Origin of the sequence: Catenulispora sp. GP43, assembly GCF_041260665.1 — a bacterium.
Lineage (GTDB): Bacteria > Actinomycetota > Actinomycetes > Streptomycetales > Catenulisporaceae > Catenulispora.
Map to the genome: position 1 here is coordinate 212,416 of NZ_JBGCCT010000010.1, position 24,461 is coordinate 236,876.

Annotated in this window: 31 protein-coding genes; 15 read left to right on the forward strand and 16 right to left on the reverse strand. The window is 68.7% G+C overall.

The genetic code is table 11. The annotated features are described in order from the left end of the window. Nucleotides 1–240 precede the first annotated feature (240 nt). Nucleotides 241–1,863, reverse strand: a complete 1,623-nt coding sequence (locus tag ABH926_RS22145) for a serine/threonine-protein kinase (protein WP_370367609.1) — start codon at nt 1,861–1,863, stop codon at nt 241–243. 206 nt (nt 1,864–2,069) lie between these two features. Between ABH926_RS22145 and ABH926_RS22150 the strand changes: the two genes are divergently transcribed. Next, a complete protein-coding gene (locus ABH926_RS22150; protein WP_370367610.1) occupies nt 2,070–3,380 on the forward strand; it encodes a LysR family transcriptional regulator in 1,311 nt (436 codons plus the stop codon). Nucleotides 3,381–3,440: 60 nt separating this feature from the next. Next, nucleotides 3,441–3,920: a DUF5994 family protein gene (locus ABH926_RS22155; RefSeq protein WP_370367611.1), complete on the forward strand. Its 480-nt coding sequence runs from the start codon at nt 3,441–3,443 to the stop codon at nt 3,918–3,920. 87 nt (nt 3,921–4,007) lie between these two features. Here the strand turns inward: ABH926_RS22155 and ABH926_RS22160 are convergent, their stop codons facing one another. From ABH926_RS22160 to ABH926_RS22175, 4 genes are all read right to left on the reverse strand, one after another. Beyond that, nucleotides 4,008–4,292 carry a MerR family transcriptional regulator gene (locus ABH926_RS22160; RefSeq protein WP_370367734.1) on the reverse strand — a complete coding sequence of 95 codons (285 nt, stop codon included), beginning with the start codon at nt 4,290–4,292 and terminating at the stop codon, nt 4,008–4,010. A gap of 671 nt (nt 4,293–4,963) precedes the next feature. Then, on the reverse strand, nt 4,964–5,521 hold the full coding sequence (locus ABH926_RS22165; protein ID WP_370367612.1) for a cysteine hydrolase family protein: 558 nt from the start codon (nt 5,519–5,521) through the stop codon (nt 4,964–4,966). A gap of 2 nt (nt 5,522–5,523) precedes the next feature. After that, nucleotides 5,524–7,191: an MFS transporter gene (locus ABH926_RS22170; RefSeq protein WP_370367735.1), complete on the reverse strand. Its 1,668-nt coding sequence runs from the start codon at nt 7,189–7,191 to the stop codon at nt 5,524–5,526. Nucleotides 7,192–7,262: 71 nt separating this feature from the next. Further along, on the reverse strand, nt 7,263–7,712 hold the full coding sequence (locus ABH926_RS22175) for a MarR family winged helix-turn-helix transcriptional regulator (protein WP_370367613.1): 450 nt from the start codon (nt 7,710–7,712) through the stop codon (nt 7,263–7,265). A gap of 153 nt (nt 7,713–7,865) precedes the next feature. Between ABH926_RS22175 and ABH926_RS22180 the strand changes: the two genes are divergently transcribed. From ABH926_RS22180 to ABH926_RS22195, 4 genes are all read left to right on the forward strand, one after another. After that, a complete protein-coding gene (locus ABH926_RS22180) occupies nt 7,866–8,102 on the forward strand; it encodes a hypothetical protein (protein WP_370367614.1) in 237 nt (78 codons plus the stop codon). Nucleotides 8,103–8,225: 123 nt separating this feature from the next. Continuing rightward, nucleotides 8,226–8,591 carry a Na+/H+ antiporter subunit E gene (locus tag ABH926_RS22185; RefSeq protein ID WP_370367615.1) on the forward strand — a complete coding sequence of 122 codons (366 nt, stop codon included), beginning with the start codon at nt 8,226–8,228 and terminating at the stop codon, nt 8,589–8,591. Further along, on the forward strand, nt 8,588–8,764 hold the full coding sequence (locus tag ABH926_RS22190; protein ID WP_370367616.1) for a hypothetical protein: 177 nt from the start codon (nt 8,588–8,590) through the stop codon (nt 8,762–8,764). Before ABH926_RS22185 ends, ABH926_RS22190 begins: the two co-directional genes overlap by 4 nt. Further along, nucleotides 8,764–8,901 carry a hypothetical protein gene (locus ABH926_RS22195; RefSeq protein ID WP_370367617.1) on the forward strand — a complete coding sequence of 46 codons (138 nt, stop codon included), beginning with the start codon at nt 8,764–8,766 and terminating at the stop codon, nt 8,899–8,901. The genes ABH926_RS22190 and ABH926_RS22195 overlap by 1 nt, the downstream gene beginning before the upstream one ends. A 19-nt stretch (nt 8,902–8,920) precedes the next feature. On the opposite strand, the gene ABH926_RS22200 is transcribed toward ABH926_RS22195, so the two are convergent. The 5 genes from ABH926_RS22200 to ABH926_RS22220 all read right to left on the reverse strand — a co-directional run bounded on the left by ABH926_RS22200 (nt 8,921) and on the right by ABH926_RS22220 (nt 13,147). Continuing rightward, on the reverse strand, nt 8,921–9,403 hold the full coding sequence (locus ABH926_RS22200; RefSeq protein WP_370367618.1) for a DUF6328 family protein: 483 nt from the start codon (nt 9,401–9,403) through the stop codon (nt 8,921–8,923). Between the two features lie 28 nt (nt 9,404–9,431). Further along, entirely contained in the window at nt 9,432–9,998 is a 567-nt protein-coding gene (locus tag ABH926_RS22205) for a type 1 glutamine amidotransferase domain-containing protein (protein ID WP_370367619.1), read from the reverse strand. Further along, nucleotides 9,973–11,913: a transketolase gene (locus ABH926_RS22210; protein WP_370367620.1), complete on the reverse strand. Its 1,941-nt coding sequence runs from the start codon at nt 11,911–11,913 to the stop codon at nt 9,973–9,975. Before ABH926_RS22210 ends, ABH926_RS22205 begins: the two co-directional genes overlap by 26 nt. A 288-nt stretch (nt 11,914–12,201) precedes the next feature. Beyond that, complete coding sequence (locus ABH926_RS22215) at nt 12,202–12,723, reverse strand: SRPBCC family protein (protein ID WP_370367621.1); 522 nt, start codon at nt 12,721–12,723, stop codon at nt 12,202–12,204. Between the two features lie 88 nt (nt 12,724–12,811). Beyond that, nucleotides 12,812–13,147 carry a hypothetical protein gene (locus tag ABH926_RS22220; protein ID WP_370367622.1) on the reverse strand — a complete coding sequence of 112 codons (336 nt, stop codon included), beginning with the start codon at nt 13,145–13,147 and terminating at the stop codon, nt 12,812–12,814. Between the two features lie 307 nt (nt 13,148–13,454). On the opposite strand from ABH926_RS22220, the gene ABH926_RS22225 reads away from it, so the two are divergent. Then, nucleotides 13,455–14,753, forward strand: a complete 1,299-nt coding sequence (locus tag ABH926_RS22225) for a PP2C family protein-serine/threonine phosphatase (protein ID WP_370367623.1) — start codon at nt 13,455–13,457, stop codon at nt 14,751–14,753. Between the two features lie 6 nt (nt 14,754–14,759). Here ABH926_RS22225 and ABH926_RS22230 read toward each other — a convergent pair whose 3' ends face one another. Continuing rightward, nucleotides 14,760–15,185 (reverse strand): response regulator, encoded by a 426-nt coding sequence (locus tag ABH926_RS22230; protein ID WP_370367624.1) that lies wholly within the window; start codon nt 15,183–15,185, stop codon nt 14,760–14,762. A 156-nt stretch (nt 15,186–15,341) separates the two neighbouring features. Between ABH926_RS22230 and ABH926_RS22235 the strand changes: the two genes are divergently transcribed. After that, entirely contained in the window at nt 15,342–17,030 is a 1,689-nt protein-coding gene (locus ABH926_RS22235) for an ATP-binding protein (RefSeq protein WP_370367625.1), read from the forward strand. A 7-nt stretch (nt 17,031–17,037) separates the two neighbouring features. Here ABH926_RS22235 and ABH926_RS22240 read toward each other — a convergent pair whose 3' ends face one another. Further along, nucleotides 17,038–17,424 carry a low affinity iron permease family protein gene (locus ABH926_RS22240; protein ID WP_370367626.1) on the reverse strand — a complete coding sequence of 129 codons (387 nt, stop codon included), beginning with the start codon at nt 17,422–17,424 and terminating at the stop codon, nt 17,038–17,040. A 143-nt stretch (nt 17,425–17,567) separates the two neighbouring features. Continuing rightward, the gene (locus ABH926_RS22245; RefSeq protein ID WP_370367627.1) at nt 17,568–17,831 is read right to left on the reverse strand and encodes a hypothetical protein; all 264 of its coding nucleotides are present in this window, start codon (nt 17,829–17,831) and stop codon (nt 17,568–17,570) included. Nucleotides 17,832–18,054: 223 nt separating this feature from the next. Here ABH926_RS22245 and ABH926_RS22250 point away from each other — a divergent pair, with 223 nt between their 5' ends. Beyond that, on the forward strand, nt 18,055–18,627 hold the full coding sequence (locus tag ABH926_RS22250) for a hemerythrin domain-containing protein (protein ID WP_370367628.1): 573 nt from the start codon (nt 18,055–18,057) through the stop codon (nt 18,625–18,627). Between the two features lie 150 nt (nt 18,628–18,777). Here the strand turns inward: ABH926_RS22250 and ABH926_RS22255 are convergent, their stop codons facing one another. Both ABH926_RS22255 and ABH926_RS22260 read right to left on the reverse strand, forming a co-directional pair. Then, a complete protein-coding gene (locus ABH926_RS22255; protein ID WP_370367629.1) occupies nt 18,778–19,419 on the reverse strand; it encodes a PRC-barrel domain-containing protein in 642 nt (213 codons plus the stop codon). Nucleotides 19,420–19,560: 141 nt separating this feature from the next. Beyond that, on the reverse strand, nt 19,561–19,734 hold the full coding sequence (locus ABH926_RS22260) for a hydrophobic protein (RefSeq protein WP_370367630.1): 174 nt from the start codon (nt 19,732–19,734) through the stop codon (nt 19,561–19,563). Between the two features lie 353 nt (nt 19,735–20,087). Between ABH926_RS22260 and ABH926_RS22265 the strand changes: the two genes are divergently transcribed. From ABH926_RS22265 to ABH926_RS22285, 5 genes are all read left to right on the forward strand, one after another. Continuing rightward, nucleotides 20,088–21,002 carry an SRPBCC family protein gene (locus ABH926_RS22265; RefSeq protein ID WP_370367631.1) on the forward strand — a complete coding sequence of 305 codons (915 nt, stop codon included), beginning with the start codon at nt 20,088–20,090 and terminating at the stop codon, nt 21,000–21,002. A 194-nt stretch (nt 21,003–21,196) separates the two neighbouring features. After that, nucleotides 21,197–21,490, forward strand: a complete 294-nt coding sequence (locus ABH926_RS22270; protein ID WP_370367632.1) for a GlsB/YeaQ/YmgE family stress response membrane protein — start codon at nt 21,197–21,199, stop codon at nt 21,488–21,490. A gap of 93 nt (nt 21,491–21,583) precedes the next feature. After that, nucleotides 21,584–22,048 carry a hypothetical protein gene (locus ABH926_RS22275; protein WP_370367633.1) on the forward strand — a complete coding sequence of 155 codons (465 nt, stop codon included), beginning with the start codon at nt 21,584–21,586 and terminating at the stop codon, nt 22,046–22,048. Nucleotides 22,049–22,235: 187 nt separating this feature from the next. Then, nucleotides 22,236–22,529, forward strand: coding sequence for a DUF4193 domain-containing protein (locus ABH926_RS22280; protein WP_370367634.1), 294 nt, complete (start codon nt 22,236–22,238; stop codon nt 22,527–22,529). A 55-nt stretch (nt 22,530–22,584) separates the two neighbouring features. Next, nucleotides 22,585–22,977 carry an ATP-binding protein gene (locus ABH926_RS22285; RefSeq protein WP_370367635.1) on the forward strand — a complete coding sequence of 131 codons (393 nt, stop codon included), beginning with the start codon at nt 22,585–22,587 and terminating at the stop codon, nt 22,975–22,977. A 60-nt stretch (nt 22,978–23,037) separates the two neighbouring features. Here ABH926_RS22285 and ABH926_RS22290 read toward each other — a convergent pair whose 3' ends face one another. Then, complete coding sequence (locus tag ABH926_RS22290; RefSeq protein ID WP_370367636.1) at nt 23,038–23,991, reverse strand: YihY/virulence factor BrkB family protein; 954 nt, start codon at nt 23,989–23,991, stop codon at nt 23,038–23,040. 115 nt (nt 23,992–24,106) lie between these two features. Between ABH926_RS22290 and ABH926_RS22295 the strand changes: the two genes are divergently transcribed. After that, entirely contained in the window at nt 24,107–24,448 is a 342-nt protein-coding gene (locus tag ABH926_RS22295) for a hypothetical protein (protein WP_370367637.1), read from the forward strand. Nucleotides 24,449–24,461 lie beyond the last annotated feature (13 nt).

Sequence of the window (24,461 nt, forward strand, 5' to 3'; positions counted from 1 at the left end):
GCCGGCGGAAGCAGTACCCAAAGCAGCAGTACAGCCCGTCGACACCACGCGGCATTCGCACCACAACACCCAGGACATGCGGCCGATCAGAGAACAGAGACCGCTGCCGACCCCAGCAGACCAAACTTCCCCAACCACCACAGACGACGGATTCGGCACCCACAGCCTCGCTGGACGAGCGATGCCACTCCCTGCCGTCGGCGACCATACGCTGGAAACCAGCCCCGAGCGCCTTCGACTTCAGCTCTGTTTGGTGAGTTCGGCAGTGCTGGCGCCCATGCTGGCCTGCAGGGTGCCACTGGTGTTCAGCCGGTACGTCACTTGCACCGGCGCGGTTCCCTCAAGGCTGCCGCACATCGCGTTGGTGCTGGAGTTGGAGTTTGTCACCACGATTTCCTGGGAGGAGGCGGAAGCCAGGACTCCTTGCCCGGTGCACGAAGTGCTGATGTAGGTGTAGGTGACGGCGGAATGCTCGACAGTCTCGCCCACGCTGCCTTGGACAATGGTGACCTCGACGCTGGCCTGTACTCCAGCGGCCGGGTAGGCGATTCCTGACCATTTACCCAGGATGGCCGCTGGAACGCTGCCGCTGCCCGGTGTGCCGGCGGGAGTTGCGGTTCCTGCGGACCCACCTCCCCCAACGGCGGCTGACGTGGTCGGTACGTTTCCGGCTGCGGCACCTGGACCGGCGCCGGCCGGGGTACTCGGTATGGCGCCCAGCTGCGTGTTCCCCGCGGTGTTCTGGTGCGACCTGTCCCCCAGGACTGCCCACGCCGTCCCAGCCATGGCGACAGCTATGACCAGTATGGTTGCTGCCAGCAGGCCGCTACGGCGTGGACGCTGGCTCACAACCGGGGCGGCGGGTACTGCGGTGACGCCAGGCGACCCAAGGCGCGTGGCGGTCATCGTCGGCCAAGGCGGTGGCGAGGTAGGCGCGGGCGGTGGCGGGGCCTGGATCTCGGGTGTTTCCAGGTGGAGCAGTTCGGTGGCCAGCCTCGCCACCGAATCAGAGATCGCAGGCGGTAGCCATCCAGGCTGTCCGACCGTGACCGGAGAGCCGCTGTGGAGCAGGTCCCGTACCTGTTGTGGGGACGGTCTGCGGGCCGGGTCCTTCTGCAGGCAGGCCTCGACGGCCTCGTGTAAGGGGTCGGGCAGGCCGTCCAGGTCGGGCTGGTCGTGCAGGACCTTGTACATGGCGGCGACCGGGTCGCCTGTCTGACCGAACGGGGACCTGCCGGTGGCTGCTGTCGCCAGCACCGCGCCCAGCGAGAAGACGTCACTGGGTGGTCCAGCGGGCTGACCCGATGCTTGCTCGGGTGCCATGTAGCCGGGTGAGCCGATGACGGAACCGGTCTGGGTCAATGCGGTAGCGCTGCCGTCCAATGCCCGGGCGATACCGAAGTCAATCATGCGGGGGCCGTCCACGGACAACAGCACATTCGACGGCTTGAGATCACGGTGGACCAGGCCCGCGCCGTGAACCGCCAGCAGCCCCTCGGCCAAGCCCACACCGAGGGCGCAGACCGTGGAGGTCGGCAGCGGCCCGAACTGCCGCACCGCCTGGGACAGATCAGGGCCCGGGACGTAAGCGGTGGCCACCCAGGGCTGCGAGCCCTCGGTATCAGCGTCCAACACCGGAGGCGTCCACCGGCCGCTGACCCGGCGGGCCGCAGCGACCTCCTGCCGGAAACGACGCCGGAACTCCTGATCAGCCGCGTACTCCCTGCGGATCAGCTTCACCGCGACATTACGCCCGCCAGGGGTCCGCCCCAAATAGACGGTTCCCATACCACCGTCACCAAGTCGCGCCAACAACCGATACTCGCCCATAGTTCGCGGATCACCGGCGCCCAGCGGATACATCGCGGTCCTCGTTTCCTTCCCCGTGTCGCCTGTCCCGTTTGGCAGGCTTCTGACGTGGTTTCGAGACATCAGGAGCGGTGTTCATGCGGATAGTTCCGGCAAACGGGATAAAGGTCATCCGAGCCATGACCGCCAGAGTCGCATAGCGGAGCCTCGATCAGTAGCCAGATTTGCTAAGCGGCCCCTACAGCCGCGCTAATGGGGGCATGGACTTGGACCCGCGCCGACTGCTGTTGCTGCAGGCGATATCGGAGAGCGGCAGCCTCGGGCAGGCCGCTCGACGTCTCGGGCGCACCCGGTCCGCGGTATCGCAGCAGCTTGCGAAACTGGAGCAGGAGGTCCAGGCCCCGCTCGTGGATCGCGTCCCGGGGCGGCTGGAACTCACCGAGGCCGGGCGGATCCTGGCCCGCGCCGGTGCCCGGATCGGCGAATCCTTGGCTGATGCCGAGCGCGAACTGACGTCACTGACCGGCAGCGTCTCCGGACCGATCATCATCGCCATCCCGCCCGCCGGCAGGACGATGGCAGCGGTCGCACACGTTGTGCCCGCGCTCGCTGAGCGGCACCCGGAACTCCGGCCCACGATCGTCGAGGTGGAGGAAACCGAAGGCCTGCGGATGCTGCGCGCCGGAAGCCTCGACGTCATGGTCCTCAAGGACGACCGCGACACCGCGGTCCCCCTGCCACCCGGCTACATCGCCCGCATACTCACCCAAGATCAGTACCGGATCATCATCCCCTCCTCCTGGGACATCCCGAACACTGTCGAAGAACTGACCGGCAAACCCTGGATCGGCGCCCCACCCACCTCGGCCTGCGGCCGGTGCTTCCGCCGCCTGGCCGACCTCCACGCCATCGCCCCGTCGACCGTGCACCTGGCCATCAGCCCCGGCACGCTCGAAGCCATGGCCGCCGCAGGCCTGGGCGCCGCCATCGCACCCTGGTTCTACGCCGACTGGCTGCAGAACTGCACCGTCCTGGACCTACCGGTCTCCGGCCAGTACATAGTGCGCGCCATCCACCGTCCCACCCCCGCCGCCGAGGCAGTCGGCATCGCGCTCGCGGATATCGCACTCCTGCACGCAGAGCGGCTCGTGGCCGGCGGCATCCACAAACGAGAAACTTCATCGGGCGCATGGTGGATCCGGGGATGCCACACCAAACGGATCAGTAGCCCTCACAACGCACCATCAGGCCGCACAACGGCACCCCTCAGCATTGCCCCGATCGAGAACGACGGACGGCGTCCAGCACGAGAGTTGCCGGACGCCGCCTACTCTCAGCAACTGCGGGCCGGCGCCAATCGGGCGGTGTCGTCGATCTCGATCAGCCCTCCGGGCAGGCCGGCGCCCGGCTTCTTCAGTCGGCTCTCCACCTCGCGCCACAAGTTGGCCCCCGTGAGCTCAGCTACCAGGTCGCTAACCGGCTATCGGTCGACCTGCGGGACGGGCTTGGGCGGGCACGGCCGTCGGCAGGAGGTTCTCGGCGGAAAATGCACAATAGTGCCTGCGGCGTAGCCTGGAAGACGGCGGACTTGGTGCTTACCGGGCCGCCGGACCGAAAGCGGAGGTCACGCTATGGCTGACTCCGATGTTCCCCCTGCCTCCGCGGTTCTGCCGAGTGCGGTCTACCAGGGAGTGCGGCCGGGGACGGCGCTGCTTCGCCTTGAGACGACACGGTCACGCGAGGGCGCCCTCGACGGGGCGTGGTGGCCACGGTCCCGCGACATCGGCACCGAGCTGCCCGCTCTGGTGAGCGCTCTGACCGAGTACCTCGGCCCGATCACCCGCGTGGGGCTGGACGCGGCGGCCTGGGAAGATCTTCCGACGCGGCTGGTCGTCGACGGCCGTGTGGTGCGCATCGACTCCTTCCCGATCGGTGACGACACCGTTCTGATCACCCGGGCCGACGAAGAGCTCTTCTCGCTGCTGGTGGTGCCACCGCATGCGACGCCGGAGGCGGCACGCGACGCGATGGCCCATGCCGTCCGAGCCGGCAGCCTCACGCCTGCCGAGCAGATCCTCGTCGACATCCGATCTGGTCACGAGGCGAACTGACCCGCCTCGACCGCGATCGTTCTGTCGCCCATCGGATATCGATCGGGAGCTCACGCTCAGTGATCTGTCGCTTCCCCCGCACTTGCACTATGACCCCGGTGCTGGGCCGGAGTCTGCTTGAGCGGCCTGGCGGAGTTGCTCGTTGAGCCGGTGGGCTTCCTGCAGCTGGTCTTCCAGGACGATGATCCGGCAGGCGACGTCGACGGGGGTTCCGGTATCGACGAGTTCGCGAGCGCGGGCGGCGAGGCGCAGCTGGTAGCGGGAGTAGCGGCGGTGGCCGCCTTCAGAGCGCAACGGGACGAACAGTTTGGCTTCGCCCAGTGCCCGCAGGAAGGCGGGCGTGGCGCCGATCATCTCGGCGGCCCGGCCCATGGTGTAGGCCGGATAGTCGTCATCGTCCAGCCGGTCGGCCGGGGTGGGGTTGATTCTGTCTGTCACTTGCACCTTATCTGCGCTGGAACGCGGTAAAGGGCCCGGTGCCGTACGGCACCGGGCCCTGAGGGAATTAACACCATCTACCTACCGACGAGTCGTCGGCTTACTTTTCCGCGCGGGCGCTTGCCTATGCCGTGGCGCGGGGATCTCGGACTGCTGACCGGGGACCACCTTCCAATCCGGGGCCTGACCTGCCCACCCGGACACGATGTGCCGTCCGGGCGATCCTGATGGTGTGTTTCCTCCTGTTCTCTACGGGTCCTACTGACCGGGTACTACACATGCGGTACTTCTCGGCAGCTCCGGGCTCTTCCCGGCTGTCGGTCCCTGGGCCGGTACTGCTGGCTTCGGAACCCTATTGCCGTCCTGCTCGCGCCAGTTCGTGTCTGTCGCGCCCAATCGACTGCTTCGCCTACGACAGAAACCATACCCACGCGGGCCGTGAATGTCTACATCACCGGCTACAGATTTTTGCGAGCAGCCGGGTGAGGTGTGCTCCTTCCGGTGCATGGATCCTCGACAAGATCGTCAGGGATATCCGGGCCGTGCGTGTCGGCGATGATGCCGCGCTCGCAGCGGCACCGATGCCGCTTCAGCCGGCCAGCCGGTCATCCGCCGAGAGTCTTGACCCACTCCTCAACGCTGACGACGTCGGCCTGCCGCGGGAACACCTTCTCGGTGAGCACCCGGTGCACCTCCGGGTCGCCGTCCAGGCAGCCGTCGGCCAAGACAGTAAGACCGAAGTCCAGGTCGGCGGCCTGCCTAAGCGTGGACAGCACGACACCGCTGGTGGCGATGCCGGTGAGCACCAGGTGCCGGATCTCGCCGGCCCGGAGCACGACGTCGAGATCGCTGCCGGCGAAGGCACTCACCCGCTTCTTCGTGACGACGACCTCCCCGGGCAGCGGCGCGACGTCCGGGTGGATCCGGGCACCGGCATCGCCTTCGGCGAACGCGCCGGTCTGCGACAAGGCGGCGAAGGTCTTGTTGCGCCGGCTGACGTCCGGGTGCCCGGGCCGGAACCCGACCACCACGTAGATGACGGGGACGCCGGCCGTCCGGGCGCCGTCGATCGCGCTCCGGAGGCGCGGCAGGTAGTCGGCGTCCGGGAAGCGGTCCACGATGGCACGCTGCACGTCCATCACGAGGAGGGCGGCGTCTGACACGTTCACGATCCTTTCGTCGAAGCGGCCGGCTGGTCCGGTCCGGCCTGGTGGTGGCGACCGCGCAGCACCGAGGCGAGCGCCCCGACCAGCGACATCGCCGCCGCCGCGCTGAAGACGATGACCAGTCCGTGGTGGAAGGGCCCGGAGACGAGTTCGGGGAAGAACCGGTCGCCGGTCAGGGTCTGGACGTTGTGGGCCGGCAGCGTGTGCAGGACGCCGCTGGGCGCGAGCAGGTGGGAGATCGGGTTGTTGCCGAGGAACGTGGCGAACAGCGTGCTCACCGGCGGCAGTCCCGCGACCTGGTGGGCGGTGTCGGCCGGCACGCCTTGCGCCTGCAGGCCCGTGCCCAGGGTGTGCGGCAGCGTGCCGGCCAGGCCCGTGATCATCAGGGAGAAGAACAGGCCGATCGACAGCGCGGTGCCGGAGTTCTGGAACGTCGCGCGCATCCCGGAGGCCACGCCGCGCTGGTCCGGCGGCACGCTGCCCATGATCGCCGAGGTGTTCGGGGCCGAGAACATCCCCTGGCCGATCCCGCTGAGCAGCAGCAGGCCCGCGAAGGCCGGATACGGGAAGTCCACCGGCAACAGCAGCAGGCCGACGAACGCGGCGGCGACCACTATCAGCCCGCTGGTGGAGAACAGGCGCGCGCCGAACCGGTCCGACAGGTACCCGGACAGTGGTCCGGCGATCAGGAACCCGACGGTCAGCGGCAGCATGAAGATGCCGGCCCACAGCGGGGTGCGTTCGAAGGCGTAGCCGTGCAGCGGCAGCCAGATGCCCTGGAGCCAGATGATCAGCATGAACTGCAGCCCGCCGCGGGAGATCGCGATCAGCAGCGCCGCCAGGTTCCCGGCGGCGAAGGCGCGGATGCGGAACAGCCCGAGGTTGAACATCGGATCGGCGATCCGGGTCTCGGCGACGCAGAACACGACCAGGAGCAGGAATCCGCCGGCCAGACCGCCCAGGACCAGGGGGTTCGTCCAGCCGGTCGAGTGGCCGCCGTAGGGCTGGATGCCGTAGGTGATGGCGGCCAGCAGCGCACCGGCCCCGGCGGTGAAGGTGAGGTTGCCGACCCAGTCGATGCGGCCGGGCTTGCGGGTGCCGACCTCCCGCAGGCTGCGGTAGGACCAGATGGTGCCGATGACCCCGATCGGCACGCTGACCCAGAACACCGCGCGCCAGTCGATCGCCGCCAGCAGGCCGCCGGCCAGCAGCCCGAGGAACATCCCGGCGAGCGCGGTGATCTGGTTGACGCCCAGCGCCATGCCGCGCTGGCGCGCCGGGAAGGCGTCGGTGAGGATGGCCGCGGAGTTCGCGGTCAGCATGGATCCGCCGACGGCCTGGACGACGCGGAACCCGATCAGCCACAGCGCACCGCTGCCGCCCTTCAACGGGTCGACCGACAGGGCCAGCGAGGCGCAGGCGAAGATCGCGAATCCCATGTTGTACATCCGCACCCGGCCGAACATGTCGCCGAGCCGGCCCAGAGCGACCACGAGCACCGCGGAGACCAGCAGGTAGCCCAGGATCATCCAGAGCAGGTAGCCGATGTTGCCCGGGGCGAGCGGGTCCAGGCCGATGCCGCGGAAGATCGCGGGCAGCGAGATGATCACGATCGAACTGTCGACGGCCGCGATCAGCACGCCCAGGGTCGTGTTGGACAGCGCGATCCACTTGTAGCGGCCGTCTCTAAGGTGGCTGTCCTTGACGCGGACGCCGGACCGTTCCTTCGACGCGGATCTCACAGTCGCTCCGCGAGCCGGTTCATCAGCGGCAGTACGGCGAGCATCACGTCCCGTTCGGCCGGCGTGAATTCCGCGTCGAGGACTGCCGCTATCCGCCGCACCGATTCGGACCGGCGCTCGACCAGCAGGGTCCGGCCCGCGCCGGTCACGGCGATGACCACGCGACGGCCGTCACCGGGATGCTGCCGACGGCTCACCAGGCCCCGCTCCTCCAGGGTCGCCAAGGTCACCGCCATCGCCTGCGGCCGTACGCGCTCCGCCTCGGCGAGCGAGCCGGGCGAGTCCGGGCCCTCCCGTTCCAGCCGGGACAGGACGGACAGCTCGGAGAGCGCCACGTTGCCCACGGCGTGGGCCTGCCGCAGACTGCGCGCGGTGCGGCCCACGACCAGTTGCAACTCCGCTGCGAGCTCTTGAGCGTCGGCTGCAGCCCGACCGGTCTCGTCCACAACTAGTTACTTTATCTTAATTAAATCAAGGTAACTACCCGAGCTGGTGGATTTCCGCGGCGGGGACGGAGGAACTGCCGGCACGCATGTCCAGCCGTGCCCGGGGTATGCGATGGGCTCGCCGACCCCGAGACGACGGAAGAGGTGGACGTAGTGACTCAGGACTTGCCGTTCCTTCTGCGAGAACAGGCTAAGAACCGCGTCGAGGAACACGAGGCCGAGCACGTACCGCAGGTACCGGATACGGACACTGATGTGGCCGAGGACGAGGACCGGCTGGAACCCGGCCCGGGCCAGCTCCACCAGGAACACGAGCGGCTCCGTCACGCTGCCGAGATGGCCGAGAAGGCCTACCGCTTGGCGGATGACGACCGAGCGCCCAGCAGATAGGCACCGCAGACAGGCACAGATCGAGGCCCCGATCGGAGCAATCCGGGAAGCGGTCCAAAGGCTCCCGGGTATGGCGCCAACGCCAGCCGCCTCGCGAAGAAGACGCCTGCCTGGAGGGACCCGATGACCGACTTCAGCACAGCCGTCATCCGCACAGCGGCCAAACGCACGTTCGCGCTGGCCTGCTGGTCCATGATCGTCTGGGTGCTGTTGACCTGGACGCGGACCGCGGAGCAGATCGCGGTCGGGGCGGCGGTCAGCGTGGCCGTCGCGGTCGTGCTCGCACCGCTCGGCGCGGTGGCCGGCCCCTGGCGGCTGCTGGACCCGCGGGTCGCCAAGCGGGTGGCCGGGCTGACATTCGTCGCCCTCGGCCGGGTGGTCGTCGCCAACGTGCGGCTGGCGCGCCGCATCTGGTCGCCGTCGCTGCGGCGGCAGCTGCGCTCCGGGATGGTCATCGTGCCGACCACGCAGCGCAGCGAGCTCGGGTGACCACCGTCGGCGTCGTCAGCTCCCTGATCGTGGACAACCAGATCGTCGACGTGGACCGCTCCCGTGGGCGGCTGCAGTACCACGCCGTCGACGTGCCGCCGCGCGACCCGGAGGTGGCCCGCGAGCGCATCAACGGCCCGCTGGAGCGGTACCTCCCCGAGGAGAGCGACTGATGCACACGGTGTACGGAGCCCTCGCCTTCGCCGAGATCCTGGAGCTGCTCCGCGCGGTGCACAACGGATCGGTCAACGACTACGCCTCGTACGCTGTCGGCGGAGCCATCGCCGTGGTCACGGTCTTCCTTCTGTAGCGGGAAGGCTGAACGCGAGTCAGGACCGTCGCAGGGCCCACGGGAAGACGAACCACAAAGCGAGGAACGTCGCGGCCACGCACCCGGTGATGATCGAAGCCGCTACACGTCCGAGGACGACGTCGATGATCAAGAAGACTGCGCAGTCCAGGGCGATGGAGAGGAACAGCGTTCCCACCCGCGCACAGTGCGTCGAGAGGGTGACGACCCGCTCCTTCATCCCGCTGCGGAACACGCCGCGGTGGATCGCGACCGGCGCGGCCAGAACGGCTACCGAGACGACGGACATGAGAAGCGCGGCGACGTAGACGTATTGCTGTGTCTGGGAGAGCTGCGTGAAGCGCGCGGTGAACGCGATGCCGAGCAGAAACGCGAAGATGATCTGGACGCCGGTCTGGAGCACTCGGAGTTCCTGAAGAAGCTCCGCCAAGTTCCGGTCAGCCCGTTCCTCCGCCCTCTCGTCCCGAGCCGGCGAACCGGGATCTCGCTCGTGATCCGCCATAGCCATCGGCATCCAAAGCCCGGGCCGGTCACCCGGATACGGCCGCGCGGGCCCCCTTGGCGAACTGCTCGACGAGTTCGGCGCAGAACGCCGGCAGGTCGTCGGGGTTGCGGCTGGTCACCAGGGCGCCGTCGACGCAGACCTCCCCGTCCACCCAGGTCGCGCCCGCGTTGAGCAGGTCCGTGCGCAAGCTGGGCCAGGAGGTGACGGTGCGTCCGCGCACCACGTCCGCCTCGGCGAGCATCCAGGGCCCGTGGCAGATCACGCCGACCGGCTTGTCCGCCTCGAAGAAACCCAGGACGAACCGGACGCCGGCCGGGTCGGTGCGCATGGAGTCGGGATTGGCGACACCTCCGGGGATCACCAGGCCGTCGAAGTCCGTGGCGTCGGCGGATGAGGCATCGGTTTCGGAACGGATCGTGCCGCCCTTGTCGGCGTGCCGCATCATCTGCTTCTCGCCGGCCTCCGGTGAGACCAGAACCGGTGTACCACCCGATTCCTTGACCGCCTTGAGCGGCTCGGTGAGTTCGGACTCTTCCACTCCGTCGGTGAACAGGAAAGCGATTCGCCTACCCTGCAACTTGTTCGCGGTCATGGGATTCCTCCTTCATCTCGGATTCAGGAAACCGTTCAGACAGCAGACGTCGGACGGCTTGGACGATGTGGGGCGCTGAGATTCCGGCGGCGTCGAGCTGTTCGGCCGGTGTCCGGGAATCGGGCATGTGACGCACCGCCAGATGCGCGACCGGGGCCTGGTTGCCATGGTCGGCGAGCGTGGCCAGGACCGCCTCTCCGAGACCGCCTTCGGGGTGATGGTCCTCGGCGACGACCACGGCGCTGGTCAGCGCGGCCTCGGCCACGGTGTGCTGGTCCAGCGGCTTGACCGAGTACAGGTCGACCACGCAGGCCCGGATCCCCGTCTCCGCCAGCTCGGCGTGCGCCTTGAGCGCCTCGTGGACCGTGACGCCGGCGGCGAAGATCGTGACGTCGTCGGCGTCGCTCCCCCGAAGCACCTTGGACCCGCCGACCGGGAATTCCTCCGTGGACGGGTAGATCACCGGGTAGGCCCCGCGGGTGAGGCGCAGGTAGCTGATGCCCACCAGGTCGGCACACGTCGCGGTGAGGGCCACGGCGGCGGTGGCGTCGGCGGGGTAGAGCACGGTCGATCCGTGCACCGCGCGCATCATGGCCAGGTCTTCCAGGGCCATCTGCGAGGGGCCGTCCTCGCCGATCTCGACACCGCAGTGCGTGCCGGCCACAGCGATGTTCGCGCGCGAGATCGCGGCCATCCGGATGAAGTCGTGGGCCCGGGTCAGGAAAGCGGCGAAGGTGGTGGCGAACGGCATGTATCCGGCCGCCGACAGGCCCACGGCTGTCGCGATCATCTGCTGCTCGGCGATGTAGCTCTCGATGAAGCGGTCCGGGCAGACCTTCGCGAAGTCGTTGGTGTGGGTGGAGTTCCCCACCTCCGCGTCGAGGACCACGATCTCTGGGCGCTCGGCCAGCGCCGCCAGTGTGGCGCCGAACGCCTTACGCGGTGCCACCTCCTCGCCGCCGCCGAACGTCGGCAGCGCCTCGGTCGCCGCCGGGACGGCGACGGGCTCGCCCTTCTCACTGGGCGGTGTCCGGCCCGCGACCCGAAGCCGTCGCACACCGCCGAGTCCGGCGATCGCTCGATCGGCCATGTCCGCGGGCAGCGCCTTGCCGTGCCAGTCGGGGCTGTCCTCGACCTCTGAGAAGCCCCGGCCCTTGCGGGTACGGGCCAGGATCACCGTCGGTCGCACGGCGTCGGCGGCGCGGTCCAGGGCCCCGTCGATCTGACCCAGGTCGTGACCGTCGATCGGGATAGCCCGGGCCCCGAACGCCTCGACCCGGCGGGCGTAGGCGTCCAGGTTCCACTCCAGCTCGGTCGGCCCGCGCTGGCCCAGCCGGTTCACATCCACGATCACGGTGAGACCGGCGAGCTCATGGCGGCGGGCCGCGTCCAGGGCCTCCCACACCGATCCCTCGGCCAGCTCGGAATCCCCGCACAGCACCCACACCCGGTAGGCGGGCCGGTCGCCGCCCCGAAGCCTGGCGGCCAGGGCGACGCCCACGCCGACCCCGATGCCCTGGCCGAGCGAGCCGGTCGCGGCGTCCACCCACGGCAGCCGCGGCGTGGGATGCCCTTCCAACCGGCTACCGGCCCGCCGATAGGTGTTCACCAACTCGTCCTCGGGGACGGCCCCCGCCGCGCAGAACATCGCGTACAGCAGCGGTGAGGCGTGTCCCTTCGAGAAGATCAGATGGTCGTTTCCGGGATTGCCGGGGAGCTGCCGGTCGTAGTTCAGGTGCCTGGCCATCAGAACGGCCATCAGGTCGGCCGCGGACATGCCCGACGTGGGGTGGCCGGAGCCCACGGCGGTCGAGCAGCGGATCGCGTCGACGCGCAGTTGCTGGGCGAGTTCGAAGACGTCGGACATGGCCGCATCCTGATCGATGGTGCCGGTGCTCACATCGTTGACGGTCATCGAGCCGAATCCTTTCGTTGGGCCGTCGGTCGCGAAGTCTCCAGCCGGATGACGATCGACTTCGTGTTCGGCGGGCGCCGACGACAGCCCAGCGCCGCGAAGGGCCGCGCCGTGGGCCTGAAAGGCCCGCCGTGCCCCAGATCATCGGAGGTAAACGGTCGTGGCCGAACTCCCGCCGCCGAATGGGTGACAGTCCGGTCGTGTCGCCGAAAACGCCTTCGGGCTCGGTCCCGACCCACACGGGTCACGACCGAGCCCGAAGCCTTCTCCATCCGCACTAGCAATGGATCACATGGGATCGCGCCCCGCCAGCCTGTCCTGCGTCTGCGCCTGCGCCTGCGCCTGCGCCTGCGCCTGCGGGCCGACCTCGCCGCGCCACGCGCCGGTCGGGGAGTTGCGGTCCTCGATGAAGTCCTTGAACCGCTGGGCGTCGGCCTTCACCTGGTGGGTGTCCAGACCGACGGCGCTGCCGGCCTTCTCGGCCAAACCCACCGGATCCCATCCCAGCTGGATGGTGACGCGGGTGTGGGTCTCATCCATACGCTCGAAGCTGACGTTGCCGGCCTGTTGGACGTCGCCGCCCACGCTCCTCCAGCTGATCCGCTCGTCGGGCCGCTGTTCCGTGATCTCGGTGTCGAACTCCCGCCGCACGCCTCCCACCCTGACCACCCAGTGATTGTGCAGGTCGTCCACCTGGACCACCTGCTCGACCCCGTTCATGAACTGCGGGAAGGACTCGAACTGGGTCCACTGGTTGTAGGCGGTGTCTATCGGGACGTCGACTTCCACCGACGCTTCGACGGTGCTCACAGGTCACACTCCTCTTTTCGTCAGCGAGGGTGGCCGGGGACCGGGCCACCGCGGCAGTGAGGGCTCCGCGTGCCCGACGCTCAGCGCCTCAAACACCGCCATCCGGCCCGATGCCGGTGGGCGCCGCGGGGTACTCACCGGGTACCAGGGGTGCGGGCGCCACAGGGGTCGAAGGCTCCTCGTCGTGCGAACCCTTGTGGAGTTTCCCGGTCAGCCCCGACGCGAGACCCGCGGCTTTGTCGACCACGGCTTTGGACGCGGTCTCCACGCGTTCTTGCAGGTTCTCCCGCATCTCGACGACGGCCGGCTGCCGGCCGACGTCGTGCATCGCGAGCTTCATCTGATCGAACTTCTCGCGGCCGGCCCTCGCGCCGACGACGTATCCCACGCCGAAGCCGGCGGCCAAAGTGAGTGCGCGCTTCATGTGTCGTCCTCGTCTTCCTTCATCAGCGGCCCGTATCGGGCCTGACCTGACCGCGGCCAAGAGCAGGCGCCAGACCCGTCACCGTGTTCCGGGCGCGCGATGCGGTCTGCAGCGTCCACGCCCGGTCATTCGTTACTCGCTTCCTATCGGGCCTGGTGACCGGTCTTGGCCCGATCAAACGGCAGTACGTACGGGCACGCACTCGTCCCGCTGTTGCCGGGGGCACCAGTCCCCTAGGATGCAGCGAGACAAAAAGAGATCCCGGCAAGGCATGGCGCACTCTGCAGGCGTCCGAGGAGGGTGCAGGGTGGACGACTCGGTCGTGGCGCATCCCTCGCTTCCCGGCGCTCGCGACCTTGGTGCGCAGGACGAGCAGTTGCGTGTCCTCGTGGTCGAGGATGATCCGGGCGACGCGCTGCTCACCATGGAACTCATCGCCGACTCCGGATTGGCCGCCACCAGCGAGTGCGTCACGAGCGCGGCCGCGGCGGTCGAGATCGTCGGCCGGGCGCGTGTCGACTGTGTGGTCCTCGATCTGCATCTGCCCGACCTGCACGGCTTCAGCGGTCTGGACGAGCTGCTGCCGGCGCTGGCCACCACGGCCGTCGTGGTGATGACAGGGCTCGACGACCGCGCGGGAGGTCTGGCCGCTATGCGGTCCGGCGCCCAGGACTACCTGGTCAAAGGCCAGGTGGAACCGGAGTGGTTCGGGCGCGCGATCCGCTACGCCGTCCAGCGCAAACGCACTGAACAGTCGGCGTTGGAGCTACTCACGGCGCGCTGGCGGGCCCAGGAGAACGAACGGCTGGAACGCGGGCTGCTGCCCACTCCCCTGCTGCGCGGCGCACCGATCCGGGTGAGCTCGAAGTACCTGCCGCACCGGGCGGGCGCGCTGCTCGGCGGAGACTTCTTCGACGTCGTCGAAACCGACGACGGCCTCATCCACGCGGTGATAGGCGACGTGTCCGGCCACGGCCCGGACGAGGCGGCGCTCGGCGCCGCCCTGCGTGTCGCCTGGCGCACCCTGGTACTCACCGGCAGCAGCGGCCCCGCGCTGGTCCAGCAGCTCGAGCGGATCCACAAAGCCGAGCGCGGCTCACGCTCGGTCTTCACCACGCTGGTGAGCCTCCAGTGGCGGCCGGGCGAGCCGGCGGCGCAGGTGGTCCGGGCCGGACACCCCGGCGTCATCACGCGCCTGAACGGCCGGGTCCGCCTGCACGAGGACGAGCACGGCCCGCCGCTGGGCATCGTCCCGGACGCCACCTGGCCGATCGCGACAGTGCCGGTCGACCCGGGCGGGGAGGTCATCCTCTACACCGACGGCCTGTACGAGAACCGCGACGAGGACGACGAAGTCTGGGGCCAGGAGCGGATGTTGGACGCCGCGGACGCGTTGGCCGACATGGCGGACGGCCGGTTCGTCAACGCCCTGATCAGCGCCACCCGGGACCGCTCCGGCCGGGGCGACAGCGATGACGTCGCGGTGCTGCACCTGCGCCATCTGCCCGCCGGTCCGCCACGGCCGCGGGACGGCCAGGACCCCGCGTCGTCGGACCGTCCGCCGCAATCGCCAACGCCACTGCCACCGCCCGGGGCGTCCCGATGAGCGCGCTCAGGCCGCGGCGGGCGTGGTGGCCGTCCTGAGGAAGAACTCGTCAATGCTCTGCACCGCGTGGGTGAACTCGTCGAGGGTCACCGGCTTGGTCACGTAGGCGTTGGCGTGGTTGGCGTAGGCCGCTTCGATGTCGGTCGACAAGCTGGAGGTGGTGAGCACCACCACCGGCACCGTACGCAGAATGCTGTCGGTCTTGAGGATCTTCAGCAGCTCGTGCCCGTTCATCCGGGGCATGTTCAGATCCATCACGATCAGATCGGGTCGCACGCGGCCGGGGGTGCGCAGGTGCGCCAGCGCCGCGACCCCGTCCTCGATGTGGGTCACGGTGCGCTCGTCGCCGAACTGCTCGAGGGCGTCCTGGATCAATAGTGCGTCGGCCTCATCGTCCTCGACCAGCAGGATGTCACGGGGGTAACCGGGCATGGTCGACTCCTCATTTTCAGCACTACCCAGGGCGCACACACAAGGTAGGGCAGCAGGCGCGCACCAGACAACAACGCGTCATAGGCGCTGTAGAGTGACCGCCACACCGCCCGCCACGCCATTACGCGCCACGCCGCAGGACGTCTCGAGGACGCGATGAGCCAGCAAGACCAAGCTGTCCGCCCCGACCAGTCCCACTCCGGCGCGCAGGTGCCCGGGCACCGCCGCACTGCGGCCTCTGCGGCGACCGCGGCGACCGCCGCCGGACCCGACCTGAGACGCGGTCGCGCGCCTCGTGACGGAGGCTGGACGACCCGGCGCTACCTGGCCTTCGGCACCGGCGCGGCCCTGATCCTGCTGGCCGCGCTCTCCGCCCTGATCGCCGTCGACTTCCAGCACACCAGCGCGACCTCCGACCGGCTGGTCAACCGCACCGCGCCGGCCCTGACCGCCTCCGTCCGCCTGGAAGCCGCCATGATCAACCAGGAGACCGGCGTCCGCGGCTACGGCCTGACCGGGCAGACCCCGTTCCTGCAGCCCTACATCAACGGTCTGGCCGAGCAGCGCGACGCCATCGCCGCCCTGACCACGCTGACCGCGGGTGATCGGCAGCAGGCGGCCGACCTGGCCACGGTCCAGTCCCGTGCCGCCGCCTGGCAAGAACGCATCGCCACGCCCATCGCCGCCTCCCCGGCCGGCGCACCACCGGCCGTCGCGGCGCAACGTGCCAGCGAAGGCCTGACGCTGTTCAACGCGCTGCGCACCGCGATGAGCGCCGAACAGTCTCAACTGCAGAACACCACCACCGTTGAGACCGCCGCCATCAAGCACGCGTACGCGCAGCGCGACGCCCTGTTCACCGCGATCGGGCTGACCGTCCTGGTCCTGGTGCTCCTGGTCTTCGAAGGGCTGCGGCGCGGGGTGACCAAGCCGCTCACCATGATCTCGACCGACACCCGCGAAGTCACCGCCGGCGACTTCGGCCACCCCGTCGCCGCCACCGGGCCGGCCGACCTGCGTGAACTCGCCCTCGACATCGACGCCATGCGCGAGCGTCTGGCCGAGGAACTGATCGCCACCAATCGGGACCGCCAAGCACTCGACGCCCAGGCCCGAGAACTGCGCCGCTCGAACCAGGAGCTCGAACAGTTCGCCTACGTGGCCTCGCACGATCTGCAGGAGCCGCTGCGCAAAGTCGCAAGCTTCTGCCAACTGCTCCAGCGCCGCTACGCCGGACAGCTCGACGACCGGGCCGACCAGTACATCGGATACGCGGTCGACGGCGCCGAACGCATGCAGAAGCTCATCACCGACCTGCTCGCCTTCTCCCGAGTCGGCCGGGTCCACCACGACCACGCCCTCGTCAACCTCGACGACTGCTTCGCCGCCGCCGTCGACGACCTGGAGATCGCGGCCGCGGAGTCGGGAGCGGAGTTCGAAAGCGACCCGCTCCCCACGGTCAACGGCGACACGACGCAGCTGACCCTGCTGTTCCAGAACCTGCTGGCGAACGCGATCAAGTTCCGCGCCCCCGACCGGCCCCCGCGGATCCGGGTGAGCGCGGAGCGCGTCGGGCCGATGTGGCATCTCGCGGTCACCGACAACGGCATCGGTATCGCGCCGGAGTACGCCGAAAGAGTCTTCCTGATCTTCCAGCGGCTCCACGGCAAGGACGCCTACCCCGGCAGCGGCATCGGGTTGGCGATGTGCCGCAAGATCGTGGACTTCCACGGCGGCACCATCGGCGTCGACACCGGCCACCAGGACGGCACGCGCATCACGTTCACCCTTCCCGTTGTGGAAGAAAGCACGGAGGATGTCGTCGAAGAGCCTGAAGGCAGCTGAGCCCGGCTCAGGCGCTTTCGCTGTCCTCCAGTCCGACCGCCGCCTTGAGCTCGGCGACGTCGTCGTGCAACTCGTCCCGATCGTGGATGTCGGCGATGTGGGTCATCAGTTCACTGAGTCCGACGGCCAGGGCGTTGAGCTTGTCCTGCGTGGCCCGGTCGCTGCGGGTCTGGGTGTTCTGCAACAGCGCCACCAAGAGGAAGGTCACGATGGTGGTGGCGGTGTTGATGATGAGCTGCCAGGTGTCGAGACTGCCGACGATGTAGAAGCTCGGCGCCCACACGATGACCAGGAGCAGGCAGCCGGCGAAGAACCACGCCCGGGACGCGAAGTGCGCCGCGGCGGTGGCGAAGCGTTCGAACAGCGACAGGTTCGGCGTCACATCGCTCGGCATGTGCGGCACACGTTTTTGCGGAGCATCGGTGGTAGCGGACATTTGCGACTGCCTCCTGTGCCTATCCCTCACACCACGAGTGAAGCGCGCTCCGGCTACCCCTAGCCGCGGACACGAAACAGGCGGCTGCGGACCAGGGATAGTCACCACAGGTGGGAGCCGACGACGACGGCCAGGACCACCAGTCCCAAGAGCCGCCGAAAGTAGTTCACACCCTGCGTCAGCTCCAAGTAGGCCCAGGTGAACAGGAAGGCCGAGCTGACGAAGCCCGCTCCGCTCCGCCAGTGGCCACCCGAGATCCAGGCGAGGGCCGCGAAGACCAACCAGCCGATCAACGGGATGTTGGGTGCCTGCGCGATGACGACTTTGCCGTCGGCATCCCGCCAGAACCCTCTACTGCCGGCCATCGGTTCTCCTTTTCGCCCGCCGCCCACGATCGTGCGGGCGAAAATCTGATCACGGCACACGCGTGGTGAACCGGGTGCCCGAATCAGGGATTTCAAACGCGGATTCCGGCCCGGCTTCCGCCGATCCTGCTGGTCGAAAGAGCCGGGTTTGCCCTGCCTGTACTAGGACAACCGGTTGGCAACGGCCGGCCACGAGGCCGACCGGCAGGCAAGGGAGACACCCGTGAACGACAACGGCCGCCAGGACGTGACCCAGGTCCTCATCCACGACCACCGCGAGGTGGAGGAGATGTTCGCCCAGTTGGAGAAGGGCGACATCGGCGACGCTCGCGACGTCCGGGCCGTCGTCGAACGTGTGACCATCGAGCTGGTGCGACACTCGGCCGCGGAGGAGCGCCACCTGTACCCGGCCGTGCGACTCCATGTCGCCGGCGGCGACGCGCTGGCAGACGGCGAGATCCGCGAGCACGCCGAGGCCGAGGAGCTGATGAAGGCGCTGGAGCACCTCGATCCCGCTGACGACGCCTTCGGCGACGTCCTGGCCCGCCTCATGACCGGAGTCCGGGCACACATCGCCGAGGAGGAGAACGTCCTCTTCCCGAAGCTGACCGCCGCCTGCACCCGCGAGCAGCTGTTGGAGCTGGGTGACCGGGTCACGGCGGCCAAGAAGAAGGCTCCGACGCACCCGCATCCGGCAGCACCCGACACCCCGCCGGCCAATGCCGTCACAGCTCCGCTGCTCGGCCTCGTGGACAAGGCCCGCGACGCGTTCACCGATCGCGCCACCGGGCAGTAAGCGCTCCCGGGCGGCTGCGCGCCGTGTTCGTGTTCGTGTTCGCAGCCGCCGAGGCGGGTTTCAGCGGCGGCAGCCGTCGCGTCTGCACAACGCGATCAGCCGAGTCCGCGAGCGATTTCTGTGGGCGCGCTCAGTCCCACTCGGCGAGGCTCAGTCCTCCTCGGCGAGGTCGACCGGCGGAAGGTCACGCACGTCGTCCTTCGTGAACCGCAGCCGGACACCGGTGCCGTCGACGGCGGTCACGGCGCCGATCGGGACGGCGACCCGCTTCTTGCCCCACAGGTGGCCCTCGTCCAAGAGGATGTGGGTCACCCCGTGGTCGGCCGGGTCGATGACCAGCCCCTGAACGCGGCCTATGTCGCCGTCGGCGGCATGGACCGGTTCGCCGCGGCGCACCTGCACCTCGCCGACCGGCACGCGGTCGTAGGTGACCATCTGCGGGCCGGCCGGCTCGCCGGGCGTCGCCGCGCCGAGGCCGTAGAAGGGCCAGGAAAGGAGACTCTTCTGGTCGTAGTCCCACTCCCCCGGGGCTCCCGCCACGAAGTCCGTCGCCTCCGCGAGCTCGAGCCTGTCGAACTCCTCGGGCGTGCACGACAGGCGGATCCTCCCGTCCGTCGAGCTCGCCAGAACGATCGGTACGAGGCGGCCCGCGTCCGACCCGTGTTTCGCCTCGACGACGAGGTGGGTGAGAGCTTGGGCCACCGGATCGACGACGACGCGCTGAAGCTCGCCGCACACCCCGTCGCCGCACTCGACCTCGCTACCAATGGTGAACTCCGCATGAGCGCCCACGGTCTGCCTCCTGGTCTCCCGGGCGGCGCTCCCTTCGGGCCGTCAGCTGACTGGCCACCGGCGAGCCGCCCGGCTCCTGCTGTCCCCCGCAGCAGAATGCAAACCAGCCGACACGGCCGCGAAGAGAGCGCTACCGCGGATTCACCATCGGCCGTACCACCGACGCCGGCCACCGGTCCCGGCGCCGCCGCGGACTGCGAAGCCGATCAGCCACAGGACGAACACGACCAGGGCGATCACCCACAGCGCGTGAATCGCGAATCCGGCTCCGCCGAGGATCAGGGCAAGCAGAAGGACAAGCAAGATCACGACCATCACCCGGCCTCCTTTCGAATGGGGCTCCGACGACAAAACGGATGTTGACCGCTCTGGAGCCCGCAGAGCCGTCCAAACGCCCTTGTGACCACTTGCTACGGAACGAAACAGATAGTTCCGCCCATACCGGCTGAAAATGGAGAAGTGCTGAGCGGGCCTTGCAATGCCCGGCTCGCCGCTTGTTTGCCCTGTCAACGATCGGACACCCGGCACTGGCGGCGCGACATCGCGCCGCTCACCGGCTGACGCGGCCCCCGTCGGACGCGCAGTCGTCCGAGTGACCCGCCCCCGTCCGCAGCCCTGGATCCCGCCCCGGAGCGGGTTCGCAGAACCGAGAACCGCAAGGGAGAACCATGAGTGATGTGACCGAATCGGTCGACGTGAACGTGCCTGTCAGCACCGCCTACAACCAGTGGACCCAGTTCGAGTCGTTCCCGCTGTTCATGGCGGGCGTCGAGTCGGTGACGCAGATTGACGAGCTCCACACCCGCTGGGTGACCTCGGTCGGCGGAGCGCGCCGGGAGTTCGACGCGGAGATCACCGAGCAGCATCCTGATGAGCGGATCGCGTGGAAGAGCATCGGCGGCGACACCAGTCACGCCGGCGTCGTGACCTTCCACCGCCTGGCCGCCGACCAGACCAGGGTCACCGTTCAGCTGGTCTGGGATCCGCAGGGCTTCGTGGAGAAGGCCGGCAGCCTGCTGAATCTGGACGCCCACCAGGTCAAGGCCGACACCGAACGGTTCAAGAAGTTCATCGAGGAGCAGGGGGACGCGACCGGGCAGTACCGCGGCGACCAGCCCGCGCCGGGAGACCGGGGCGCCGTCCAGGGCGGCGACATCGTCGAGGTCCTGCTGAGCCAGCACGAGGAGGTCAAGCGCGGGTTCACCCGGCTCCAGGCGGCGAGCGGCGAGGATCGGGTCCGGTTGTTCGCCGAGCTGGCCGCCCTGCTGCACGCCCACGAGACCGGCGAACAGCAGGTCGTGCATCCGGTGATCCGCGAGGACGCCTCCGGCGGCCGGCAGATCGCCGCGGACCGGGTCGAGGAAGAACAGACGGCCGACCAGGTACTGGCCGAGCTCAAGGCCCTCGGGGTCGACCACCCGGACTTCGGCGCCAGACTCGACGTGTTCCACCAGGTCGTGCTGGCCCACGCCACCGCCGAGGAAGAGCAGGAGTTCCCGCGTCTGAACCAGCTGCCCCCGCACCGCCGGCAGGAGTTGGCGGAGCAACTGCGCGCCGTCCAGAACACGCCGATCCCGAAGTAGGGGTCCACGCCCGGGGCGCAGCCGTCCGCGGGCAAAGGCTCGGTCGCGCGTTTGTTTGCAGATGTGGATCCGGGTCACAAGTGTGGGGCGGGCCCGTCCGCTTTCCCCCCGGCGGGCGGGCCACCGCTTCAGGGACAACCCCCAATCCCCCAGAATCCGGTCGACGAAGGCCGGGAGAAATACGAGGCTTCGCCATGGGCATCATCGCCTGGATCGTGCTCGGACTCGTCGTCGGCCTGATCGCCGACCGGGTCATGGGCAGCCCGCACGGAATCATCGTCACCACGGTGATCGGCATCGCCGGAGCCCTTCTCGGCGGCTGGATCGCCGACAAGCTGTTCCACGTCAACAACATCCAGGGCTTCTTCAACATCTCCACATGGGTCACGGCCTTCGCCGGCGCGATCGTGCTGCTGGCCGTCATGCACCTGGTGACCGGCGGCGGGCGCGGGCTGGGTACCAGCCGCCGCCACGGACTGCGCCACTAGGACCTCCGAAGCCTGACAAGGGCCGCCGCTGCTGAGGCAGCGGCGGCCCTGGCCGTCGGGGCACCGAGAAACCACTGAGCAAGGGATCTGAGAATGCCTGTCTTCCGGCGCACCCGGGCCGTCAAGTCCGAGACCGCGATGTCCACGGCCGTCGGCGGCATCGGCGACATCAGCGGCATCAGCGGCATCGTGGTACGCGACGCCGAGAGCCGCGTGCGGTTCGCCTGGCGCCGGGATCTGTACGAAATGCGCCGCCTGGTCGACCGCCAACTGCAGGCTGCCGTCGCGGACAGCCTGCAGGCGTACGAGGTCCTGCGCCGAGCGCAGCAGGACAGCGCCCCGGGCAGGATCGCCGACGCTCACCTGAGGTTCGAGACCGCCACCCGGCTCACGCAGGCGCGGACCGACGACCGCGATCGGATCGACGCGCTGATCGAGGCCGACTTCGGCGGCGGATCCGCCACTTTCGCCACCTCCGCCACTTCCGCCGCTCCACCCTCTCCCGCCAGGCTCGCGCGCGTACGGCGGCTCGCGGCCACCCTGCGGCGGCGCAGCTGACCGCAGCCGACCGCAGCAACTCCGGACAGGCATCGGCGGCCACACCGAAAATCGTGGGTGGTTTTTCCGCTTACAATCCTGCGCATGGGATAGCGGGGCCGCGGTGCAATTTCGGCGTGGCTCATCTGGAATATTCTCCCACCCTATGATGTTTGCGCCAAGGTGCAGACCGAATTTTGGAGGAACCATGGCCACGGACTATGACGCCCCGCGCAAAACCGACGAGGACCTCGCCGAAGACAGCATCGAGGAGTTGAAGGGCGCCCACGCCAAAACCGCCACCCGCGTGGCCGAGCTGGACGAGCCCGACAACGAATCCCTGGACCTGCCCGGAGCCGACCTTTCGGGCGAGCAACTGAGCGTCCGGGTTCTGCCGGCCCAAAACGACGAGTTCACCTGTTCCAGGTGTTTCCTGGTCCAACACCGGAGCCTCCTGGCGCGTCACACCCGTCGCGAATGGATCTGCAAAGACTGCGCCTGAACGGCCGCCGATTTCCGGCAGGTGTGGAATACCGGCCTTCGGGTAGCCGGAGCCGGTGACTACGAAATCCGACGGTACGGCCGCCGCCACAATTCAGCTGACGCCGGAGTCGGGCGCCCCCGGACGTGCGCGGGATTTCCTCACCCGGTTCGTCCGCTCCGAAGGCGCAGAACGTTACGCGGAGGACGGCCGAGTGATCGTCAGCGAGCTGGTCACCAATGCCGTGCGATACTCACGCACGGAGATGTCCGTCGATCTGGAACTGACCGGCGCCGGCTTGGAAGTCGGCGTCTATGACGACGGTCCGGGCGAACCCCACATCACCCCCGCCACCCAGCGCGGGCTGAGCGGACGCGGCTTGGCGCTGGTCGCCAGGCTCGCCCAGGAGTGGGGCGTCCAGTTCGCCGAACGTGGCGGCAAGCGCGTGTGGTGCGTGTTGACCGACTGAGGCCGACTGAGGTCATGCGGCGCGCTGGCAGGCCGCTTCACTGCTCGCTGGTAGGCCGCTTCAGTGCTCGTTGGTCGGCGTCCGGTCCTGCGCCGCCATCGCCGAATCCCACGCTTTCCGGTCGCCTTCGGTGGTCGGCGGCGGGAACAGGCTGCGCGGCCACAGATTGCGGGAGCGGACCACGTCGACCGCGACGGCGTACAAGGTCACCCGAGCCTGGATGTACAGCCATGCGATCAGCCCCAACACCAGCCCGAAGGTCCCATACAACGTCGAAGCGTGCCGCAGCTCGTGAGTGACGTAGTAGCCACCGACCGCCTGCAACAGCTGCCAGCCCACCGCGCCGATCACAGCACCGGTCCACAGATCGCGGCCGGACACCTGCTCGGCGATCGCCAAACGCAGGGCGAGCCAATAGGTCCCGGTTCCGATCACCACCGCCGCCAGAACCGCGACCACCCGGACCGCTATCGACAGCGGTCCGCTGCCGATGCCGGCCGCGAGGTCGGCCACCAGGCTGGTGCCCGCCATGCCGACCCCGACCACGGCGATGAACGCGTAGCTGCGGAACCAGGACCACGGGAAGCCCGGCCTGCGGTTGTAGGGGACGGCCCACAGCCGGTTCAGGACGTTCTGCGCGGCGTTGGCCAGCCCGCGGGCGCCGAGCAGGGATCCGATCAGCCCGACCACCAGCCCGGCCGGCCCGCGGCCGAGAGCGTGGATGTTGCCCCGCAGCTGGTCGCCGATGACCGGGAAGTCCGCCAGCGCCGACTTCAGCACCCACTGCTGCAACGCCGGGTCGTGGCGCAGTGCGAACCCGAGCACTGTCACCAGCACCAGCAGCAGCGGGAACAGGGACATGAAGGCGTAGAAAGTGAGCAGCCCGGTGAGATTGCCCGCCTGGTCATCAGAGAGCTTGCGCCACACCGCCGTGGGGAAGGCCAGCCAGCGATGCCGCTGCTGGAAGGCGTCAACGCGTCGGGCCAGTGCTCTTATACGCGCGCCGAAGCTCATGCCACCGGACCAGCGAGACACAGACGAGGACGCGTTCATGGATGCCTCTTCCTCGTGTATGGCTTTGAGTCCTCCGCTATGTCCATCCCGTGCCGCACGAAACGGCCCGCGCAGAATGTACCTGAAGGGCGGGCGTGCCGCCGACCGACTTCAGGAGTCGCCGACACCTGTCTTCACCACCTCGCCGCGCGTCACCCTCCTGACGCACGACGGCGCCTCCGCGCTCGGCATCGCCGCGATTCCCCTGCTCGCCGCGATCATCGTGGGGGTGTTGCTGTACCGCGGGATCCTGGCCGATTCGCGAAATGCGAGGGCTGCCGCCTGGTCGCTGTCGGCCGTGCTGACCGCCGCGGGTGTCGTCGGATTCGTCACCATCCTCATCGGTGTGGTCGTCGTACCGGTCGGGGTACTGCTGCTGGTCGCGTGCGGGCAGACGGTGCCGCCACGCCTGCGATGACCGAACATCCGGG

Coding starts and splice junctions, on each gene's coding strand:
- ABH926_RS22145 (WP_370367609.1), bottom strand. CDS start 1,863: ATGTATCCGCTGGGCGCCGGTGATCCGCGAACTATGGGCGAGTATCGG.
- ABH926_RS22150 (WP_370367610.1), top strand. CDS start 2,070: ATGGACTTGGACCCGCGCCGACTGCTGTTGCTGCAGGCGATATCGGAG.
- ABH926_RS22155 (WP_370367611.1), top strand. CDS start 3,441: ATGGCTGACTCCGATGTTCCCCCTGCCTCCGCGGTTCTGCCGAGTGCG.
- ABH926_RS22160 (WP_370367734.1), bottom strand. CDS start 4,292: ATGGGCCGGGCCGCCGAGATGATCGGCGCCACGCCCGCCTTCCTGCGG.
- ABH926_RS22185 (WP_370367615.1), top strand. CDS start 8,226: ATGACCGACTTCAGCACAGCCGTCATCCGCACAGCGGCCAAACGCACG.
- ABH926_RS22195 (WP_370367617.1), top strand. CDS start 8,764: ATGCACACGGTGTACGGAGCCCTCGCCTTCGCCGAGATCCTGGAGCTG.
- ABH926_RS22200 (WP_370367618.1), bottom strand. CDS start 9,403: ATGGCGGATCACGAGCGAGATCCCGGTTCGCCGGCTCGGGACGAGAGG.
- ABH926_RS22205 (WP_370367619.1), bottom strand. CDS start 9,998: ATGACCGCGAACAAGTTGCAGGGTAGGCGAATCGCTTTCCTGTTCACC.
- ABH926_RS22210 (WP_370367620.1), bottom strand. CDS start 11,913: ATGACCGTCAACGATGTGAGCACCGGCACCATCGATCAGGATGCGGCC.
- ABH926_RS22220 (WP_370367622.1), bottom strand. CDS start 13,147: ATGAAGCGCGCACTCACTTTGGCCGCCGGCTTCGGCGTGGGATACGTC.
- ABH926_RS22230 (WP_370367624.1), bottom strand. CDS start 15,185: ATGCCCGGTTACCCCCGTGACATCCTGCTGGTCGAGGACGATGAGGCC.
- ABH926_RS22235 (WP_370367625.1), top strand. CDS start 15,342: ATGAGCCAGCAAGACCAAGCTGTCCGCCCCGACCAGTCCCACTCCGGC.
- ABH926_RS22240 (WP_370367626.1), bottom strand. CDS start 17,424: ATGCCGAGCGATGTGACGCCGAACCTGTCGCTGTTCGAACGCTTCGCC.
- ABH926_RS22245 (WP_370367627.1), bottom strand. CDS start 17,831: ATGGCCGGCAGTAGAGGGTTCTGGCGGGATGCCGACGGCAAAGTCGTC.
- ABH926_RS22260 (WP_370367630.1), bottom strand. CDS start 19,734: ATGGTCGTGATCTTGCTTGTCCTTCTGCTTGCCCTGATCCTCGGCGGA.
- ABH926_RS22265 (WP_370367631.1), top strand. CDS start 20,088: ATGAGTGATGTGACCGAATCGGTCGACGTGAACGTGCCTGTCAGCACC.
- ABH926_RS22270 (WP_370367632.1), top strand. CDS start 21,197: ATGGGCATCATCGCCTGGATCGTGCTCGGACTCGTCGTCGGCCTGATC.
- ABH926_RS22275 (WP_370367633.1), top strand. CDS start 21,584: ATGCCTGTCTTCCGGCGCACCCGGGCCGTCAAGTCCGAGACCGCGATG.
- ABH926_RS22280 (WP_370367634.1), top strand. CDS start 22,236: ATGGCCACGGACTATGACGCCCCGCGCAAAACCGACGAGGACCTCGCC.
- ABH926_RS22290 (WP_370367636.1), bottom strand. CDS start 23,991: ATGAGCTTCGGCGCGCGTATAAGAGCACTGGCCCGACGCGTTGACGCC.
- ABH926_RS22295 (WP_370367637.1), top strand. CDS start 24,107: ATGTACCTGAAGGGCGGGCGTGCCGCCGACCGACTTCAGGAGTCGCCG.